At 44.9% G+C, this 15,961-nt stretch carries 21 protein-coding genes; 17 read left to right on the forward strand and 4 right to left on the reverse strand.

Going from position 1 to position 15,961, the window contains the following annotated elements:
• Positions 1-4 precede the first annotated feature (4 nt).
• The 4 genes from MHI30_RS07750 to MHI30_RS07765 all read right to left on the reverse strand — a co-directional run bounded on the left by MHI30_RS07750 (position 5) and on the right by MHI30_RS07765 (position 3,530).
• Positions 5-466: a YkyB family protein gene (locus MHI30_RS07750; RefSeq protein WP_003181285.1), complete on the reverse strand. Its 462-nt coding sequence runs from the start codon at positions 464-466 to the stop codon at positions 5-7.
• Between the two features lie 141 nt (positions 467-607).
• Positions 608-1,909 carry an MFS transporter gene (locus MHI30_RS07755; RefSeq protein ID WP_075753083.1) on the reverse strand — a complete coding sequence of 434 codons (1,302 nt, stop codon included), beginning with the start codon at positions 1,907-1,909 and terminating at the stop codon, positions 608-610.
• Positions 1,910-1,997: 88 nt separating this feature from the next.
• On the reverse strand, positions 1,998-2,495 hold the full coding sequence (locus tag MHI30_RS07760) for a L,D-transpeptidase family protein (RefSeq protein ID WP_081303567.1): 498 nt from the start codon (positions 2,493-2,495) through the stop codon (positions 1,998-2,000).
• 177 nt (positions 2,496-2,672) lie between these two features.
• A complete protein-coding gene (locus tag MHI30_RS07765; RefSeq protein ID WP_065644032.1) occupies positions 2,673-3,530 on the reverse strand; it encodes a metallophosphoesterase in 858 nt (285 codons plus the stop codon).
• A gap of 145 nt (positions 3,531-3,675) precedes the next feature.
• Here MHI30_RS07765 and fadH point away from each other — a divergent pair, with 145 nt between their 5' ends.
• The 17 genes from fadH to MHI30_RS07850 all read left to right on the forward strand — a co-directional run bounded on the left by fadH (position 3,676) and on the right by MHI30_RS07850 (position 15,528).
• On the forward strand, positions 3,676-4,440 hold the full coding sequence (gene fadH / locus MHI30_RS07770) for a 2,4-dienoyl-CoA reductase (RefSeq protein ID WP_075753081.1): 765 nt from the start codon (positions 3,676-3,678) through the stop codon (positions 4,438-4,440).
• A 68-nt stretch (positions 4,441-4,508) separates the two neighbouring features.
• Positions 4,509-5,729, forward strand: coding sequence for an EAL-associated domain-containing protein (locus MHI30_RS07775; RefSeq protein ID WP_020451196.1), 1,221 nt, complete (start codon positions 4,509-4,511; stop codon positions 5,727-5,729).
• A 109-nt stretch (positions 5,730-5,838) separates the two neighbouring features.
• On the forward strand, positions 5,839-6,465 hold the full coding sequence (locus MHI30_RS07780) for a DUF3993 domain-containing protein (RefSeq protein ID WP_075753079.1): 627 nt from the start codon (positions 5,839-5,841) through the stop codon (positions 6,463-6,465).
• 457 nt (positions 6,466-6,922) lie between these two features.
• A complete protein-coding gene (locus MHI30_RS07785) occupies positions 6,923-7,165 on the forward strand; it encodes a DUF1797 family protein (RefSeq protein WP_003181299.1) in 243 nt (80 codons plus the stop codon).
• Between the two features lie 11 nt (positions 7,166-7,176).
• Entirely contained in the window at positions 7,177-7,326 is a 150-nt protein-coding gene (locus tag MHI30_RS07790; RefSeq protein WP_167564569.1) for a hypothetical protein, read from the forward strand.
• A gap of 57 nt (positions 7,327-7,383) precedes the next feature.
• Positions 7,384-7,902: a ribonuclease H-like YkuK family protein gene (locus tag MHI30_RS07795; protein ID WP_020451199.1), complete on the forward strand. Its 519-nt coding sequence runs from the start codon at positions 7,384-7,386 to the stop codon at positions 7,900-7,902.
• Positions 7,903-8,040: 138 nt separating this feature from the next.
• Positions 8,041-8,220, forward strand: coding sequence for an antirepressor AbbA (abbA, locus tag MHI30_RS07800; RefSeq protein ID WP_006638386.1), 180 nt, complete (start codon positions 8,041-8,043; stop codon positions 8,218-8,220).
• Between the two features lie 180 nt (positions 8,221-8,400).
• Positions 8,401-8,844: a cyclic-di-AMP-binding protein CbpB gene (gene cbpB, locus MHI30_RS07805; protein ID WP_003181307.1), complete on the forward strand. Its 444-nt coding sequence runs from the start codon at positions 8,401-8,403 to the stop codon at positions 8,842-8,844.
• 141 nt (positions 8,845-8,985) lie between these two features.
• Positions 8,986-9,861 carry a LysR family transcriptional regulator gene (locus MHI30_RS07810; protein ID WP_075753077.1) on the forward strand — a complete coding sequence of 292 codons (876 nt, stop codon included), beginning with the start codon at positions 8,986-8,988 and terminating at the stop codon, positions 9,859-9,861.
• Positions 9,862-9,991: 130 nt separating this feature from the next.
• Positions 9,992-10,471, forward strand: coding sequence for a flavodoxin (locus MHI30_RS07815; RefSeq protein WP_075753075.1), 480 nt, complete (start codon positions 9,992-9,994; stop codon positions 10,469-10,471).
• Complete coding sequence (locus MHI30_RS07820) at positions 10,461-11,354, forward strand: sialidase family protein (protein WP_075753073.1); 894 nt, start codon at positions 10,461-10,463, stop codon at positions 11,352-11,354. The genes MHI30_RS07815 and MHI30_RS07820 overlap by 11 nt, the downstream gene beginning before the upstream one ends.
• A 19-nt stretch (positions 11,355-11,373) precedes the next feature.
• Positions 11,374-11,826, forward strand: a complete 453-nt coding sequence (locus MHI30_RS07825) for a flavodoxin (RefSeq protein WP_075753071.1) — start codon at positions 11,374-11,376, stop codon at positions 11,824-11,826.
• Positions 11,827-11,931: 105 nt separating this feature from the next.
• Positions 11,932-12,642: a 2,3,4,5-tetrahydropyridine-2,6-dicarboxylate N-acetyltransferase gene (dapD, locus tag MHI30_RS07830; protein ID WP_075753069.1), complete on the forward strand. Its 711-nt coding sequence runs from the start codon at positions 11,932-11,934 to the stop codon at positions 12,640-12,642.
• A gap of 69 nt (positions 12,643-12,711) precedes the next feature.
• Positions 12,712-13,836 carry an N-acetyldiaminopimelate deacetylase gene (locus MHI30_RS07835; protein WP_075753067.1) on the forward strand — a complete coding sequence of 375 codons (1,125 nt, stop codon included), beginning with the start codon at positions 12,712-12,714 and terminating at the stop codon, positions 13,834-13,836.
• 62 nt (positions 13,837-13,898) lie between these two features.
• Positions 13,899-14,144, forward strand: coding sequence for a YkuS family protein (locus tag MHI30_RS07840; RefSeq protein WP_003181323.1), 246 nt, complete (start codon positions 13,899-13,901; stop codon positions 14,142-14,144).
• Between the two features lie 293 nt (positions 14,145-14,437).
• Positions 14,438-14,980 (forward strand): biofilm-specific peroxidase AhpA, encoded by a 543-nt coding sequence (gene ahpA / locus MHI30_RS07845; RefSeq protein WP_020451207.1) that lies wholly within the window; start codon positions 14,438-14,440, stop codon positions 14,978-14,980.
• Positions 14,981-15,069: 89 nt separating this feature from the next.
• Entirely contained in the window at positions 15,070-15,528 is a 459-nt protein-coding gene (locus MHI30_RS07850; protein WP_075753066.1) for a redoxin domain-containing protein, read from the forward strand.
• Positions 15,529-15,961: the final 433 nt, after the last annotated feature.

Raw genomic sequence — 15,961 nt, forward strand, 5'->3', positions numbered from 1 at the left:
TTTATTAAAAATAGCTTTCGCCAAGCTTCTTGAAGACGGGCTTTGAGGCAGGGCGCTTCCGGTTTGTGACGAGCGGTTTTTCCTTAATTCCCGTGTAGTTTTGAAGAAGCTGTTTCGCTATATTCAAGGACATATGAGCTTTAGGGTTCCGATACGAATGATTTAATGTACCTAAGTGTGGAAGGTTTGCGAAGTCTTCTTTTGTTGGAGGCATGTGAAAAAAGTAGTCTCCGAGAGAAATCAGCACATCTGACTGCTGCTGGCTGAATCTTGGATTTTTCGAAAAGTGAAGGCCTACCTTTTTACCCTTTCCTTCATTAAGCAGCTTTTGCAAAGCTTTCTTTTTCAGAAGATACAGGTATTTGGGATTAGTCGCGGTTTTCGCATGGCGATTAACTGTATAAATCGCTTTTGAAAGGTTTTCAACTGTCGGTTTTAATTCTTTCGTATGATTATGGTCGTCCATCTTTTCTCTCCTATCCATTCGTTTCTAGATCACCTCCTAAAGATGCAAGGCTTATGTCTAAATTATACGAAATAGAACAGAAAATGCAAATATCTCATAGAAAAAACGCGCGATTTTTTAAGGAATCGCGCGTTTTCATCTTTATAACACAGAGTTTATTTTCGCTTTTGTATTTTTTTGTCTCCTCAGCGCCGCTTGAACATCGATTTCCGCGCTCTCGGCGCTTAATTTAGGCAGGACGATCAAGTAGTACATCGCCGCCAGCAGAATAATTCCCGCCAAACCGTAATATATATAATCCACATCGGCGATGATCCCCGGGAATAGAACAGCGATCACGCCAAGCGCTGAGGATTGCGCCAGCATTGTCAGCGGATCGGTCCACCCGCTGACTCTTCCCATCAGCCTCGGGTGGACGATTTTGGGAATCCAGCCGCCAAGCGCCGTGTTGATCGGCCCGATGCATATCCCGGCAAGAAACGCAGCCGAGTAATATACGGGCAATTGATCTGTAAAGCCAAGCAGAATGATAAAGCCACCCGCAATAAAAATCGGGACTGACATCATGTATGCCGGCTTCACTTTTTTTTCAAGCAGAGCGGCGACGGCAATCCCTGTCAAAAGTCCGATACCGAGTACGATTGTAAAGAGGGATGTATGCCACTCATAACTGTCAGGGGACAGCTCATACTTCATTTTAAACATCGGGAGAACCGAAAGTCCGCCGCTGACAAGCCCGAAGATAAAATATCCGAATACGAGTGAGGCAAGCAATTTATTTTTTAATATATAAACGATGCCTTCCTTAAAATCGCGCATCGAATCTTTGACGGTCAAGTTTTTCCAGCCTTTTTGCCCGTTCGGCTGCCGCGCTTCAAGCGGAATATTGCAGGAACGGATTAAAAAGCCGGATACGATAAAGCTCACAAAATCAAGAGCGATAGCTCCATGCAGGCCGATCGTCTTGTACATAAACGCTCCAATTCCTACGCCGAACAATAGAAACAGGCTGAAAAGCATCTGGTTCAGTCCGGCTGCCTTTGCATACTGATCCTTTCTTAAAATGGCCTGGACCAAACTTGCTTCGGCCGGGTAGAAAAATTTTGTAACCGCGCTTCTGATAAATAGAACTAAAAACACAAGCGGTATGATCTGAAGATACAGTACAAAGAAAAGAACGACAGTCAGTCCCGCTCTGATCCAATCACAGTTTTCCGCGACTTTCTTGCGGTCAAAACGGTCAGCGACCACCCCGACGATAAAGAATACAAAAACCGTCGGCAAGGAATACATCAGCTCGGCGATTGTCGTGTAGGCCGGCTGGCTGCTGAACCGGTCGAGCAAGAAAAAAGCGAAAGCCATATTTCCGACTGTCGTTCCCATTTGAGAAGCGAAAGCTGCGAAAAAAAGTCGGACGAAGTTACGATTTTTAAAAAGATCCATATATACGCTCCTTACCCTAAAGGTCCCATTATATCTTAATACAAGATGTTGGATTGTTCAAATTGCATTTGTCTGGAAATGTACTGGCCTAAGGTGTAATGGACACTCGGGTTCCGTTGGGTACGATAGAAGCAAGTTCCAGAACATCCTGATTGTGCATGCGGATACATCCCCTTGAAACAGCTTTGCCAATTGACGCCGGGTTATTCGTTCCATGGATGCCGTAGTGCTGTTTTGAGAGGCTCAGCCAGTAGGCGCCGAACGGGCCGCCCGGATTTGGCTGCCGGTTGACAATGACAAATTCGCCTCTCGGCGTCTGTGTGAGGATTTTTCCGACGGCAATCGGATATGTTTTTACAAGTCTGTCTTGCTCATATAATCTGAGCGTTCTCCCGCTGAGAGACACGACAATCCGGTAAGGGATTGTGTCCGGGTTTCTAATGCCGGGAATGATAATCGATTGGCCTGCGGACACTTGGCCGCCGTTTAAGCCCGGATTCGCCTGCAGCAAAGCCTGCCGGGTCGTTCTGAAATCGGCGGCGATGCTTTCCAGAGTTTCTCCGGGTTTTACTTGGTACATCAGCAATAATCAGCACATCTCCTTTTCAAAACGAAAAGAGAGCCTTTTCCGCTGCTAATATATAGACGGAAAGAGGCTGGGGAAGTTTCGTTTTTTTAATGAGGATTGGATGAAAGGAGCGGGAATGTTTTTACTTAATGTATGCAGATGTCTTGCGTTTTGAGCCAAAAGGCCGGTCAAAATTTAAATGGATTCAAGCTGGAACACGGTGATTTCGGGCTTTGACAGAAAGCGGAGCGGCAGCCTGGTAGTACCGATTCCTCGATTGACATAGATTTTCATTCCGGCTGTTTCATACATCCCTTCCGTATAAATTTCTCCGTACGGAGGCGTGATTAAAGGACCGAATACGGGAATCTGAATTTGTCCGCCGTGGGTGTGTCCGGATATTTGCAAATTGACGGGGTATTGTTTTGCCGTTAAAGCAGCGTCCGGCTCATGGACGAGCAAAATCGAGAAGGCTTTTTCGCTCAGCTTTGACAGGATGCCTTCATAGTCAGGCCTGCCGAGCATCAAATCATCGAGTGAAGCGATCTCAATGACGCTTCCGTCTATCAATTCAAGCTTCATGAAGTCGTTTCGCAGCACCCGAAAACCGGCCGATGCCATGAGCGTCTGATAGACTTTTGTTCCATAACCGCCGTGATCATGGTTTCCGAATATGGCAAGCTTTCCATAGGGGGCCGCAAGCTTTTTTAAGGCGTTGACAGCACGCTCGTGTTCCCGGTAGCGATGCGGTTTATCTATTAAATCCCCGCTGAATACGATAAGGTCCGGGGAGAGGGCGTTTACTTGGCTGACAACATTTGAAAGCTCGTCTGCTGTAAAGTATTCGCTTAAGTGGGTGTCGCTGAACTGAACGATCCGAAACTGGTCAAACCCTTTAGGAATGAGCCGATGCCGAATGGGAATCAAGTTCGTTTCAAGCATGTGCGGTTCGAGATAGCGCGCATAGCCCAAGCCGCCGGCAGCGGTAAAGAGCCCTGCTGCAGCAAGGCCTAAGAAGCCTTTTAAAAATTGTCTTCTGGACGGATTTTTCATAAGCAACCAACCTTTAATAGAATCTCTACATTATATCATCCAGAAAAGCCGTTTTAGGACAGTCCGCGTGTTTTGTTAATTTTTTTTAACTAATATGATAAACTATGAATTGAATGAATACTCATTCATGATAAGGGGGATGGATATGGACAGAAAAGTTGTAATCGTGACCGGCGGGTCGAGCGGAATGGGAAAAGCGATCGCCAAAAAGCAAGCCGAAGAAGGCTGGAATGTGATGATTACAGGCAGAACGCAAGAAACGCTTGAAGCGGCCAAAGAAGAAATTGAAACATTTGCGGGGCAGGTGGCTATATGCCGGATGGATGTCAGGTCTGTTGAAGATGTGGAACAGATGATCACAGAGACGGCAGGACGCTTTGGTACGATCGACGCTTTGGTTAACAATGCCGCAGGGAACTTTATCTGCCCTGCTGAAAAACTGTCGGTCAACGGCTGGAAGGCGGTCATCGATATCGTGCTGAACGGCACATTTTATTGCAGCCAGGCAGCCGGCCGCTATTGGATCAAGGAAAAAAAACGCGGCCAGATTTTAAATATGGTCGCGACATATGCATGGGGCGCGGGTGCCGGTGTCGTTCATTCCGCGGCGGCAAAAGCAGGTGTCCTGTCGCTGACGAGGACGCTTGCAGTCGAGTGGGGAAGTGCATACGGGATCAGGTGCAATGCCATCGCGCCCGGTCCGATCGAGAGGACGGGCGGTGCCGAAAAATTGTTTGAATCGGAAGAAGCCGCGCACGCGACAATCAAAAGCGTTCCGCTCAACAGGCTGGGAACCCCTGAAGAAATCGCGGGACTCGCCGCATTTTTGCTTTCTGAACAGGCGGGATATGTCAACGGGGAGTGTGTGACGATGGACGGCGGCCAATGGCTGAATCCCCGTCCGTTTTAAGATTTCAAATTCAAAGGTGCGGGCCAGTATGGTATAATCAGACAAAGATTAGAAGCAGGTGATATGCCATGTTGGATCCACTCGATATTTTAACGAACATTGAAGATGTTATTCCATACTATCAGCCGATCTTCAGTGCTGAAGAACAAAAGGTGATCGGCTATGAAGTGCTGGGGCGTATCAAGGTAGAATCTGAAGTGAAGAGTCTCGGGCCGTTTTTTTCTGATCCGACAATTCCTGAAGAATACAAGAAAGAGGTTGATCTCAAGGTGATTCGCCAGGCGCTTGATCATTTTTTGGAGAGCGGGCGCGACCTGCTCATCTTCGTCAATCAAGATGCAAATGTGCTGATGATGGATCACGGTGAATCGTTCCTCGACCTGTTGATGGAATATCAGGATAAAGGGCTCGAGCTCAACCGTTTCGTTATCGAAATCACGGAGCAAAAGTTTGAAGGGGATATTGAACAGCTGCATCATTTGCTGACCTATTACCGTACATACGGAATTAAAGTCGCTGTTGATAATATCGGAAAGGAAAGCAGCAACCTCGACAGAATCGCTCTTCTTTCCCCTGATCTGTTAAAGATCGACCTTCAGCCGCTCAAGCTGTCTTCTCCTTCGCCATCCTATGAATATGTGCTTTACAGCATATCACTCCTTGCCAGAAAAATCGGCGCCGCATTGCTTTACGAGGATATTGAGGCGAGCTTTCAGCTGCAATACGCATGGAGAAACGGAGGCCGGTATTTTCAGGGGCAGTATCTTGAAGTGCCGAAGGATGAATTTATCGAACGGAATGTATTAAAGGACCGGCTGCATGCCGAGTTTCACCAATTTATCACACATGAGAAGAAGAAGCTAACCATTTTGTACGACCACTCTGAGCAGTTTTACAAACGGATTCATCAGCTTGTCACATCGCTAAAGAAAACAGCTCAGTCAGACGATGAGTTTCTCTTCAATCTCGGAAAAGAACTGACCGATTGCAGCTTTAGAATTTACATGTGCGATGAAGACGGGATTCAGCTGACGAAAAACGTGTTTAAACATGATGGAGCATGGATATTTCAGCCTGAGTACATCGGCAAAAACTGGAGCTGGCGCCCTTATTTTCTCGAGAATATCATGAGGATGAGAACGATGAGAAAAGGGTTTTTCAGCGATTTGTACAGCGATATCGAAACGGGGGAAATGATCAGAACATTTTCCTATCCGATGGATGAAGAATTGTATCTGTTCATTGACCTGTCCTACTCATATTTATACGAACAAGACGGATTAATTTAAGCGGCGGCCTTTCGCCGCTTTTTCTTTTCGAAAAAATGAATCCCGAGAGGTTTGTTTTGCGTATATAAAGGAAAATGTGAATATATATGCTAAAAAAGGGGCGGATCATATGAAGAACGTTTGGTCATCCTTACTGTGCGGGCTATTGACTGCTGCTTTTGTATTCCTCTGTGCGGATTTTGCCGAAGCCGGAGAAAAACCGACAAGAGCGTCGTTATTTGAGACCCTTCAATCCGTATCTGACGTCCATTTTCAGCTGACCGAAAAGGAAAGATCGAAAACAGACATGTTATCCCTCTTGGAACCTTATATGGAACACGCCATGGCAGAGAAGTATGTAGAGGCGAACGCCTTTCCCGAACAAGCGGGGTGGATTTTTTACGGGACAGACGCGCCGGAAGTTGCAATCCCTTTCTTCAGCTATGATGAAAACACAAAAGTGGCGGTGAAAGACGGAAGCTATACCGTATATGAATGTGTTGGAGATCAAGACGGCGGTCCTGTTTCATATCAAAAAAATTATCAGACGGTGACGCTGGAGAATATCGGCGGCAGCTTCAAAGTAATGGCTATCGGCCAATCTGATACAAAACCGGCTGGAGAAGACATGATGTCCGAACAACCGGATGAGAAAGAAACAAACTCGAATTTTGCGGATAACAAGGAAGCGGACCACGCTGTATTCCCGCTGTTTGCCATCGATATTAACTGGACATTGTCCGAACTTTTCAGCTAGAAAAAGAATTTTAAAAAAATTCATTGACAATGATACTGATAATCATTATCATTTAATTAAGAGAGATGAACCTCTCTGTTCCCCAACCCCTCTATCAGATCAAGATTTAAAAAACTTGGCGCTGCCCCCGCCAAGTTTTTTATTTGCATGGAATCCCGCACTGCAAATGGCTGCGGGATTTTTGGGCTTTAGGTGTGGGACAGGAATAAGACAATCCTGTTCCTCCATAAATCTAAATTGGTGGTTAAAATAGGCTCCTCTGCAGTCAAAAAAATATTTTTCATGTATGACATGAAAAAAGAAAACTCAAACTATGAAAAGCGGTTTTTCTTTTTCATGATCAGAAAGGAAAAATGTCATCGGCTGATACTTTGTGGTATGATGCTTTGTAGAACTTGTATTATAATTAATACTTGTTGATCCTGAAGTTGTTTTTTTGAAAGGAGTCTTTTTTAGAATGTCACAATTAATGGGTATCATCACGAGACTGCAGAGCCTGCAGGAGACTGCAGAGGCTGCCGGAGAACCGACACAGCGCAATTTTGAAGTAAACGGAGAAAAAATTTGCAGCGTAAAATATTTTGAAAAAAACCAAACATTTGAGCTGACAGTTTATCAAAAAGGCGATAAGCCTACCACATTTCCGTTTGACAACATCGATATGATTTCAATCGAAATCTTTGAACTGCTTCAGCAATAGGAGGATATGGCATGAAAGCTTTTCCAAGCGTTATTTGTCCGCATTGCAAAACAATCGAGCATATGGATCAAGTTCTGACAGCCCAGTCCAATCAGAATGTGATTTACAGATGTGACAGCTGCGGGTTCAGCTTGAAAAATATACCGACCAAAAAAGGATAGCAGACAGACGAATCGTTCCATCTTCGGTGCAGATCAAAAATGAAAAGGGGCATTCCAATGGCTGATTCTTTTCTTTTTTATAATCTTTCTGAAGATCAAATGACATTTCCTGAAGTGATCGGGAGACTGAAGGCGTTCATACGCCAAGATCCGCGGGCAAGCTATCTGCTGTCCGTCGGAACAGACTCGCAAATCCATCAGAACTGCACAAAGTTTATCACGGCTATCCATTTGCACCGCAAGGGCAAAGGAGCGTGGGGCTGTCTGAAAAACACGGTTGTCAACAGACCGATACATAGCCTCAGGGAGAAAATATCGCTTGAAACAGCTTACAGCCAAGAGATTGCCGCATATCTTTTAAATGATTACTTTAATGAAATTATGGATCTGCTTCTTCCGTTTACAGACGAGGGAGCAGATTTAACCCTTGAAGTTCATTTGGATATCGGAAAAAAAGGAATGACAAAGGATTTAATCCAGGAAATGACGGGCCGGATCACCTCGATGGGGATCTGCGCCAAAATTAAACCTGACTCCTACACAGCTTCAAGCTATGCAAACCGGTATACAAAATAATTGTTTGAAAGAAAATCCAACAGATGTCGAAATGTGCGGTTGACGTTTGAATTGCAATTTCATATTCTAGCCCTATAGAAACTAGAGAGAACATATCGTTTCTGACTCTAGCTAAATCAATTAGGGGGCTGGTTAAGAATGGAACGCTTTTCAGAAGAAGAGAGAAAACTTTTGCTGAACGTACTTTTGAACCATGAGTATGCCGTAGAGCTACTAAGCAGTGAGATCAATGATATAGAAACGGGTACCAAAAATGTGGATAGCCTGACATATAAAAAACTGGTTACCTTATACGACCGTGTCCGGTCTGAAAATTAGGTCAGATTATATCAATTGATACTCATTAGAGTATCTTTTTTGTTTCCTAAAAGGATATGGAATGATAAACTGACCTTGGAAGAAAGGAAAGTTTTCGACAAATATTGATATCGTTTATATTATTGTAGTATAGGGAAAATATGCGTTGATGGATTAAAGCTGAAAAGGAGTCGAAAAATCATGATTAGTTTGCAATCAGATGAACTTCTTGAAACGACAGTAGGTCAGTTTATGATCGATGCTGATAAAGTAGCCCATGTTCAAGTCGGAAATAATCTGGAACATGCCCTTCTCGTATTGACGAAAACCGGATATACCGCGATCCCTGTACTTGATGCTTCTTTCCGTTTGCACGGATTAATCGGAACGAATATGATCATGGATAAAATCTTCGGCTTGGAACGAATCGAATTTGAGAAGCTTGACAAGATTCATGTTGAAGAAGTCATGCTGACAGACATCCCGCGCTTGAAAATTGACGACCCGATCTTAAAAGGATTCGGACTGGTCATCAACAACGCGTTTGTATGTGTCGAAAATGAAGAGCAGGTTTTCGAAGGCATATTTACAAGGCGTGTCGTGTTAAAACAGCTGAATAAGCATTTGAGAACGTTGAATAAATAGGCGCGGCAGCGGCCTATTTTTTATTTGCAGCGCTCCACCAAACCCTCCGCACATTCTCCGAAGCAGACTTCCCGCTTGATTAAAAAACAGCCGTTTGATTAAATCTATGATAAGAAAAACTTATTGGAATGAGGAATGTCCATGCAGCTTCAAGAGCTCCACATGCTTGTCGTTCTGGCGGAAGAATTAAATATGCGGAAAGCGGCTGAACGCCTGTTTGTTTCCCAGCCGGCTTTGTCCCAGCGCCTGCAGACCATTGAGAAATCATGGGGAACGAAAATTTTTTTAAGATCGCAAAAAGGGCTGACCGTTACGTCTGCCGGAGAAAAAATCATCCAGTTTGCAAAAGATGTGACATTGGAACAGGAAAAAGTGAGAGAGAATATCGATGAGCTGGAGGGCGAGATTCACGGTACGCTCAAATTGGCGGCCGCTTCGATCATCGGGCAGCATTGGCTTCCCAACGTTCTGAAAACCTATGTCAAACAATATCCAAACGTGAAAATTTCACTCGTCACCGGCTGGAGCAGCGAAATGCTGAAAAGCCTCTATGAAGACCATGTTCATATCGGCATTATCAGAGGAAACCCGGAATGGAAAGGGCCGAAGCACTACTTGATGCGGGATGAATTGTACCTTGTCGATACAGAGATCCGAAACATTGAGGACATTGCCAACACGGAACGGCCGTTCATCCAGTTCAAAAGCGACAGCACATACTATCAGGAAATTCAGCACTGGTGGCATCAAAAGTTCAAAACATCGCCGAAACAGACCATTATTGTCGACCAAATTGAAACATGCAAACAGATGGCTTTCCACGGAATCGGGTATGCGATCCTTCCATCTGTGACGCTTCACGGAAGCGCAAGCCATGTTCATCAAATCCCTTTGCTTGACGCTAAAGGAAAAGCAATCGGCAGAGATACGTGGCTGCTCGGTTATGAGCCGGCTTTTCAGCTGAAGCAAGTACAGGCGTTTGTAGAGGTTGTGAAAAAATGTACGGCAATGGAATGAACACCAGAAAGGCAGGACTCCAAAAAGAGGGCTGCTTTTTTTATATGATTTATTGACATTGATAATCATTATCATTTAAAGTGTATCTATATAATAATGAAAATCATTATCAATAATAGAGGTGATTCTGTTGTCTAAAGCATTGATTGCATATGCCAGCATGTCCGGCAACACGGAGGATATCGCGATGATCATCAAAGATACATTGAGGGACAACGGTTTTGATGTCGCAATTCAGGAAATGGATGATGTCGATACCGACTCTTTGGCTGAATACGATCTTCTTTTAATCGGCACCTACACATGGGGAGACGGGGATCTTCCTTATGAAGCGGAATCGTTTTACGACGAGGTCTCTTCGCTTGACCTTAAAGGAAAGAAAGCGGCATGCTTCGGGTCCGGAGATTATGCATACCCCCGCTTTTGTGAAGCGGTCAACACGTTTTACAGCATGCTCGAACGAACCGGCGCCGATCTTTATCGAGAGACCTTGAAAATAGAACTTGCCCCCGAAACGGATGAAGATGCCGAGTGCTGCAAGGAATTTGCCGAAGGTTTTATAAGATGGGCAGAACAGGAAAAGCGGCAGGCTGAGACCCATGTTTCATAAAGGTGCGACGGCCGTCGCTTCGGCAAAGCATTCCGGTTATTTTGTCGCCATCAAGAGGGAAGGGATTTTTCACTATTCACTTGAACAAGGCTGGACAAAGCTTTTTCAATTAAAAAGCAAGATTTGTTCCATCACCTATATCGGCGATTATTTATTCGGCGCAGGGGAGAGGGGAGCGATTATCAGATCGTCTGACCAAGGAGCAACCTGGTCAATCTCAAGCTTTCCGACAAACGCTACGATTTGGTCGATCACAGGGAGAAGGGACGGCTTTGTTTGTGCTCATGGGAAGCATTGCATTTACATATCAGAGGATTTCGGCGTCTCATGGAAAATCGTCAAGCCGTTTTCCGGTTTGAGTCATCCGCCAGTGATCCGCTCTCTGTGCCTCCATGAGGAGCGCCTTTACATCGGAACGCAGATTCATGAAGTGCACGGCGGTGTTTGGGCATACGATTTGGCAGCAGAATCGGCTTTTTTGATCAAAAAAGAAACCGGACGCATGACCGCCTCGATGATCGCATTTGAAGGCGAATGGCTGGTTTGTGCGATGGGATCCAAAAAAGGAAATCACGGTGCCGTCAATTTGGTCAACATCCACACGAATGATGAAATCCAAATCAGGCAGGGCCTTGTTGAGCATGAAGAATCATTCCTGGATGTGTCCGAAGACAACGGAATCATCTATGTCACATCGGCTCAAGACCGAGACGGCTTTTCAAGAATCTACCGGCTTGATTTCTTTGAAAGAGAGCTGAAATGGTTTGACACGATTAAAGGGCATGGATTCAGAGTGGCCAATCAAAAGGAGAACTTCTTTTGCGCAGGTCTTTATGAATGCAAATTTGTCAGGCCTTATGAACAGCCTGCTGCAGCCCACTGATTTTATAGGAGGAATAACGATGGGGAAAGTTTTGCTGGTTTATGCAAGCATGTCTGGAAATACAGAAGCGATGGCTGATTTAATCGAGAAAGGCCTTCTTGAGGGCGGGGCTGAAGTGGACCGCCATGAAGCGATGGATGTAGATGCGGCGCTCTTTAACGATTATCAGCACATGATATTTGGCGCCTATACATGGGGTGACGGGGATCTCCCGGATGAGTTTTTGGATATTTACGATGATATGGAAGGGATGGATTTCACAGGCAAGACGTTTGCTGTTTTCGGGTCCGGAGATACTTCTTACGAGCATTTTTGCGGTGCCGTCGACATTCTTGAGGACAAAATCAAAGAGCTTGGCGGAGACACGGTGCTTCCGTCCGTCAAAATCGAAATGAATCCGGAGGATGAAGAAGAAGATATGCTGCTTCAATTCGGCAAGGATTTTGCAAAGAAATGTGAAGTGCCGGCATGACATTTGATAAAAAAGGAAACGGGACGCCCCTTTCCTTTTTTTCTTGTTTTTAAATCTTTCCTTTGATACAGTAATGAGGAGAAAAAGAGAAGGAGGACTTACATAATGAAAATGATGGATGCAAATGAGATTATCTCATTTATTCAAAATAGTAAGAAATCAACACCTGTTAAAGTGTATGTGAAAGGCGACCTTGAAGGAATTGACTTCGGCGCTTCAGCCAAGCCTTTTATTACAGGGCATACTGGGGTAGTATTCGGTGAATGGGCGGAGATTCAAGCTGCGCTCGAAGCAAACAAAGGTAAAATTGAAGACTATGTTGTCGAAAACGACCGCCGCAATTCGGCGATCCCAACGCTCGATTTGAAAAATATTAAAGCGCGCATCGAGCCGGGTGCGATCATCCGCGATCAAGTGGAAATCGGCGACAACGCCGTCATCATGATGGGGGCTTCCATCAACATCGGCTCTGTGATCGGCGAAGGAACGATGATCGATATGAATGTCGTGCTGGGCGGACGAGCTACCGTCGGCAAAAACTGCCACATCGGAGCCGGCTCCGTGCTTGCCGGTGTCATTGAGCCTCCTTCAGCAAAACCTGTCGTTATTGAAGATGATGTCGTCATCGGTGCAAACGCCGTCGTACTTGAAGGCGTGACTGTCGGAAAAGGAGCCGTCGTTGCTGCCGGCGCGATCGTTGTGGAAGATGTTGAGCCTTATACAGTAGTCGCGGGAACGCCTGCGAAAAAAATCAAAGACATCGATGAAAAAACAAAAGGCAAAACAGAAATCAAACAGGAATTGCGCCAGCTTTAAGAAGCGGCAGCGAAAAGTGCGTGGATGTGACAATCCACGCATTTTCATATCGCCGGGGAGGTTAGAAAGATGAAATTGGACGAATTAGCAGCGATTCGCAGAGAGCTGCACCAAATTCCTGAACTCGGTTTTCAGGAATATAAGACACAGGCTTATCTTTTGAACCACTTAGCAAAGCATCCGGAAGACCGGATTGAAATTGAAAAGTGGAGAACCGGACTGTTTGTAAAGGTTAAAGGGACAGCCCCTGAAAAGATTTTGGCGTACAGGGCGGATATGGACGGGCTCTCGATTCGGGAAGATACCGGATACCCTTTTTCTTCCGTTCATCAGGACAGGATGCATGCGTGCGGGCATGATTTCCACATGACGATTGCCCTCGGCATCATCGATCATTTCGTCAGCCACCCGGTTAAACAAGATCTGCTGTTTTTGTTCCAGCCGGCTGAAGAAGGACCGGGCGGCGCTGAGCCGATGCTTGAAAGCGACTTGTTTAAAAAGTGGGAGCCGAGTATGATCACAGCGCTGCATATCGCGCCTGAGCTCCCGGTCGGAACGATCGGAACGAAAAGCGGGCTGCTCTTTGCCAATACGTCAGAGCTTGTAATCGAACTTGAAGGAAAGGGCGGGCATGCCGCATATCCCCACCTTGCAGAAGATATGGTGGTCGCCGCCAGTTCGCTCGTTACGCAAATGCAGTCGATCGTAGCCAGGAATGTCGATCCGCTGGACAGTGCTGTCATCACGATCGGGACGATTACAGGCGGATCGGCACAAAACATCATCGCTCAGCAAGCAAGGCTTGAAGGGACGATCAGGACGCTGTCCCCAGCGTCAATGGAACAGGTGAAGAAAAGGATCGAGGCCATGGTAAGAGGGCTGGAAACAGCTTATCAATGCAGCGGTAAAGTCAGCTATCCTGCAGCATATTATCAGGTCTACAATTCAAGCGGTTTAGTTGAAGACTTTATGCAGTTCGTTTCTGAAAACGGCCTTGCAGAGGTCGTCCGTTCAAAAGAAGCGATGACAGGAGAGGACTTCGGCTATATGCTGAAAAAGTATCCGGGCTTCATGTTTTGGCTCGGCGTCGATTCACCATACGGACTTCACCATGCCAAACTGCAGCCGAAAGAGGAAGCGCTTGAGACGGCAGTCCGTGTCATGACGGCTTATTTTTCTTGCAAAGCCAATTAGACCAAGCGGCTGGTATAAAAAATCGGCAAACGTGGCATCTTAATTGGTGGAGGTGTTTCTTCATGTCGAAAAAAATCGGAATCGAACAATCTCTTTCTGATGTCGAGGCTGCTTTGAAGGAAAAAGGGTATGAGGTTGTAACGATGAAAACCGAAGACGATGCAAAAGGCTGCGACTGCTGTGTTGTCACTGGTCTGGACACTGACATGCTCGGGATTTCAGATACGATGACCGGAGCATCTGTCATTCAGGCGACGGGTTTAACTGCCGATGAAATCTGTCAGCAGGTTGAGCAAAAACTTCAGTAATTAGACATAAAACCGAAGTTCCAGCTTCGGTTTTAACTTGTTTTTCCAAAAAATCGGCTGCCGGGTGTTAAACGGTTGTTTCATTATCCGGAGGCATGTTACACTTTTTTTAAAGGCTTAGAAAAGAACAACCGCTAATTTAAATTTATTATCAATTAATATTGACTAAAAATATGGTAAGTATTATAATGAATGATGTATGTGATGTTATTAACTAAATGAGAATTTAATATTTAAATTCTCATTTTGATATGGGTAGCAGAACCCAAAAATCACAATTGGAGGTACATAAAATGGCAGAACGCATGGTAGGTAAACAAGCGCCGCGCTTTGAAATGGAAGCGGTTCTTGCAAACAAAGAATTTGGAAAAGTAAGCCTTGAAGAAAACATGAAAAATGATAAGTGGACGGTTCTATTCTTCTATCCTATGGACTTTACTTTCGTGTGCCCGACAGAAATTACAGCAATGTCTGACCGCTATGACGAGTTTGAAGACCTTGATGCAGAAGTGATCGGCGTTTCAACTGACACCATCCACACTCACTTGGCATGGATTAACACAGACCGCAAAGAAAATGGTCTCGGCCAGCTGAAATACCCGCTTGCTGCCGACACAAACCATGAAGTATCCCGTGAATACGGCGTACTGATTGAAGAAGAAGGTGTGGCGCTTCGCGGATTGTTCATCATTAACCCGGAAGGCGAACTTCAATATCAAACAGTGTTCCATAACAACATCGGCCGTGATGTAGACGAAACATTGCGCGTGCTTCAAGCGCTGCAAACAGGCGGTCTTTGCCCTGCAAACTGGAAACCGGGTCAAGCAACTCTTTAATTTTTATTCTCAAATTAGAAATCAGATTGGAAAGGTCTAACATTTGTTAGACCTTTTTAATCGACAAAAATGACAATGGAGGAAAAATCATGAAATTACGCCAGCCTATGCCGGAACTGACCGGCGCAAAAGAGTGGTTAAACGGAGAAGTGACAAAAAAGCAGCTTATCGGAGAAAAGCCGACATTAATTCATTTTTGGTCGATCAGCTGCCACTTGTGCAAAGAGGCGATGCCGCAAGTCAATGAATTCCGCGACCGCTACAGCGATAAACTAAACGTGGTGGCCGTGCATATGCCGCGTTCAGAAGACGATTTAGACCTGAATAAAATCAAAGAGGTTGCCGCTGAACATGATATTACTCAGCCTGTTTTTGTTGACAGCGACCATAAGCTGACTGACGCTTTCGAAAATGAATATGTCCCGGCTTATTACGTTTTTGATAAAACAGGCCAGCTTCGCCATTTTCAAGCTGGAGGAAGCGGGATGAAAATGCTCGAAAAACGTGTAAACCGTGTTCTTGCCGAAACAGAACAGTCTGCTGAATAAAATTGAAAAGCCCCGTTTTCATGGGGTTTTTTATTTATTCGGCTCCTCATCGCAAAAAAAACAAAAAAATTTCCTCTATCCGCCTCTTTCGACAAATGGATCATTAGACACTGTTTATTTCATTTGATGAGTCTTATGTCCTGTTTTTGTTTCAGGAGTATTTCTGACTTTCCCCGTACACAACAGACTGTGAATTCGACAAGTAAAATCTGGAAATTTTGAATATTCTGGATTTATAAGCCGGATTAATCATTGATATTTCACACTTTCCATCATGATTAAACAGTAGAGTCTATTCCTAAATTATGTTTCATTGAAAAGTAATTTTCTATGTTCCTTCATTATTTACCATTTTTCGACAATGGGTTTAGAGTAGGCCGAAATGCTTCAAAAACTCCTTAGGCTTCAAGTTTTCCGGAAATTTAGTTCTATT

It is taken from the genome of Bacillus sp. FSL L8-0528, from assembly GCF_038593085.1.
Taxonomy (GTDB): domain Bacteria; phylum Bacillota; class Bacilli; order Bacillales; family Bacillaceae; genus Bacillus; species Bacillus paralicheniformis.

What these genes read in the sequence shown, in the direction of transcription:
- abbA (WP_006638386.1), top strand. Translation starts at nt 8,041, where the DNA reads ATGGAACGCTTTTCAGAAGAAGAGAGAAAACTTTTGCTGAACGTACTT.
- MHI30_RS07810 (WP_075753077.1), top strand. Translation starts at nt 8,986, where the DNA reads ATGCAGCTTCAAGAGCTCCACATGCTTGTCGTTCTGGCGGAAGAATTA.
- MHI30_RS07840 (WP_003181323.1), top strand. Translation starts at nt 13,899, where the DNA reads ATGTCGAAAAAAATCGGAATCGAACAATCTCTTTCTGATGTCGAGGCT.
- MHI30_RS07780 (WP_075753079.1), top strand. Translation starts at nt 5,839, where the DNA reads ATGAAGAACGTTTGGTCATCCTTACTGTGCGGGCTATTGACTGCTGCT.
- MHI30_RS07850 (WP_075753066.1), top strand. Translation starts at nt 15,070, where the DNA reads ATGAAATTACGCCAGCCTATGCCGGAACTGACCGGCGCAAAAGAGTGG.
- MHI30_RS07785 (WP_003181299.1), top strand. Translation starts at nt 6,923, where the DNA reads ATGTCACAATTAATGGGTATCATCACGAGACTGCAGAGCCTGCAGGAG.
- MHI30_RS07750 (WP_003181285.1), bottom strand. Translation starts at nt 466, where the DNA reads ATGGACGACCATAATCATACGAAAGAATTAAAACCGACAGTTGAAAAC.
- MHI30_RS07825 (WP_075753071.1), top strand. Translation starts at nt 11,374, where the DNA reads ATGGGGAAAGTTTTGCTGGTTTATGCAAGCATGTCTGGAAATACAGAA.
- MHI30_RS07775 (WP_020451196.1), top strand. Translation starts at nt 4,509, where the DNA reads ATGTTGGATCCACTCGATATTTTAACGAACATTGAAGATGTTATTCCA.
- dapD (WP_075753069.1), top strand. Translation starts at nt 11,932, where the DNA reads ATGAAAATGATGGATGCAAATGAGATTATCTCATTTATTCAAAATAGT.
- MHI30_RS07790 (WP_167564569.1), top strand. Translation starts at nt 7,177, where the DNA reads ATGAAAGCTTTTCCAAGCGTTATTTGTCCGCATTGCAAAACAATCGAG.
- cbpB (WP_003181307.1), top strand. Translation starts at nt 8,401, where the DNA reads ATGATTAGTTTGCAATCAGATGAACTTCTTGAAACGACAGTAGGTCAG.
- MHI30_RS07820 (WP_075753073.1), top strand. Translation starts at nt 10,461, where the DNA reads ATGTTTCATAAAGGTGCGACGGCCGTCGCTTCGGCAAAGCATTCCGGT.
- MHI30_RS07835 (WP_075753067.1), top strand. Translation starts at nt 12,712, where the DNA reads ATGAAATTGGACGAATTAGCAGCGATTCGCAGAGAGCTGCACCAAATT.
- MHI30_RS07755 (WP_075753083.1), bottom strand. Translation starts at nt 1,909, where the DNA reads ATGGATCTTTTTAAAAATCGTAACTTCGTCCGACTTTTTTTCGCAGCT.
- ahpA (WP_020451207.1), top strand. Translation starts at nt 14,438, where the DNA reads ATGGCAGAACGCATGGTAGGTAAACAAGCGCCGCGCTTTGAAATGGAA.
- MHI30_RS07765 (WP_065644032.1), bottom strand. Translation starts at nt 3,530, where the DNA reads ATGAAAAATCCGTCCAGAAGACAATTTTTAAAAGGCTTCTTAGGCCTT.
- MHI30_RS07795 (WP_020451199.1), top strand. Translation starts at nt 7,384, where the DNA reads ATGGCTGATTCTTTTCTTTTTTATAATCTTTCTGAAGATCAAATGACA.
- fadH (WP_075753081.1), top strand. Translation starts at nt 3,676, where the DNA reads ATGGACAGAAAAGTTGTAATCGTGACCGGCGGGTCGAGCGGAATGGGA.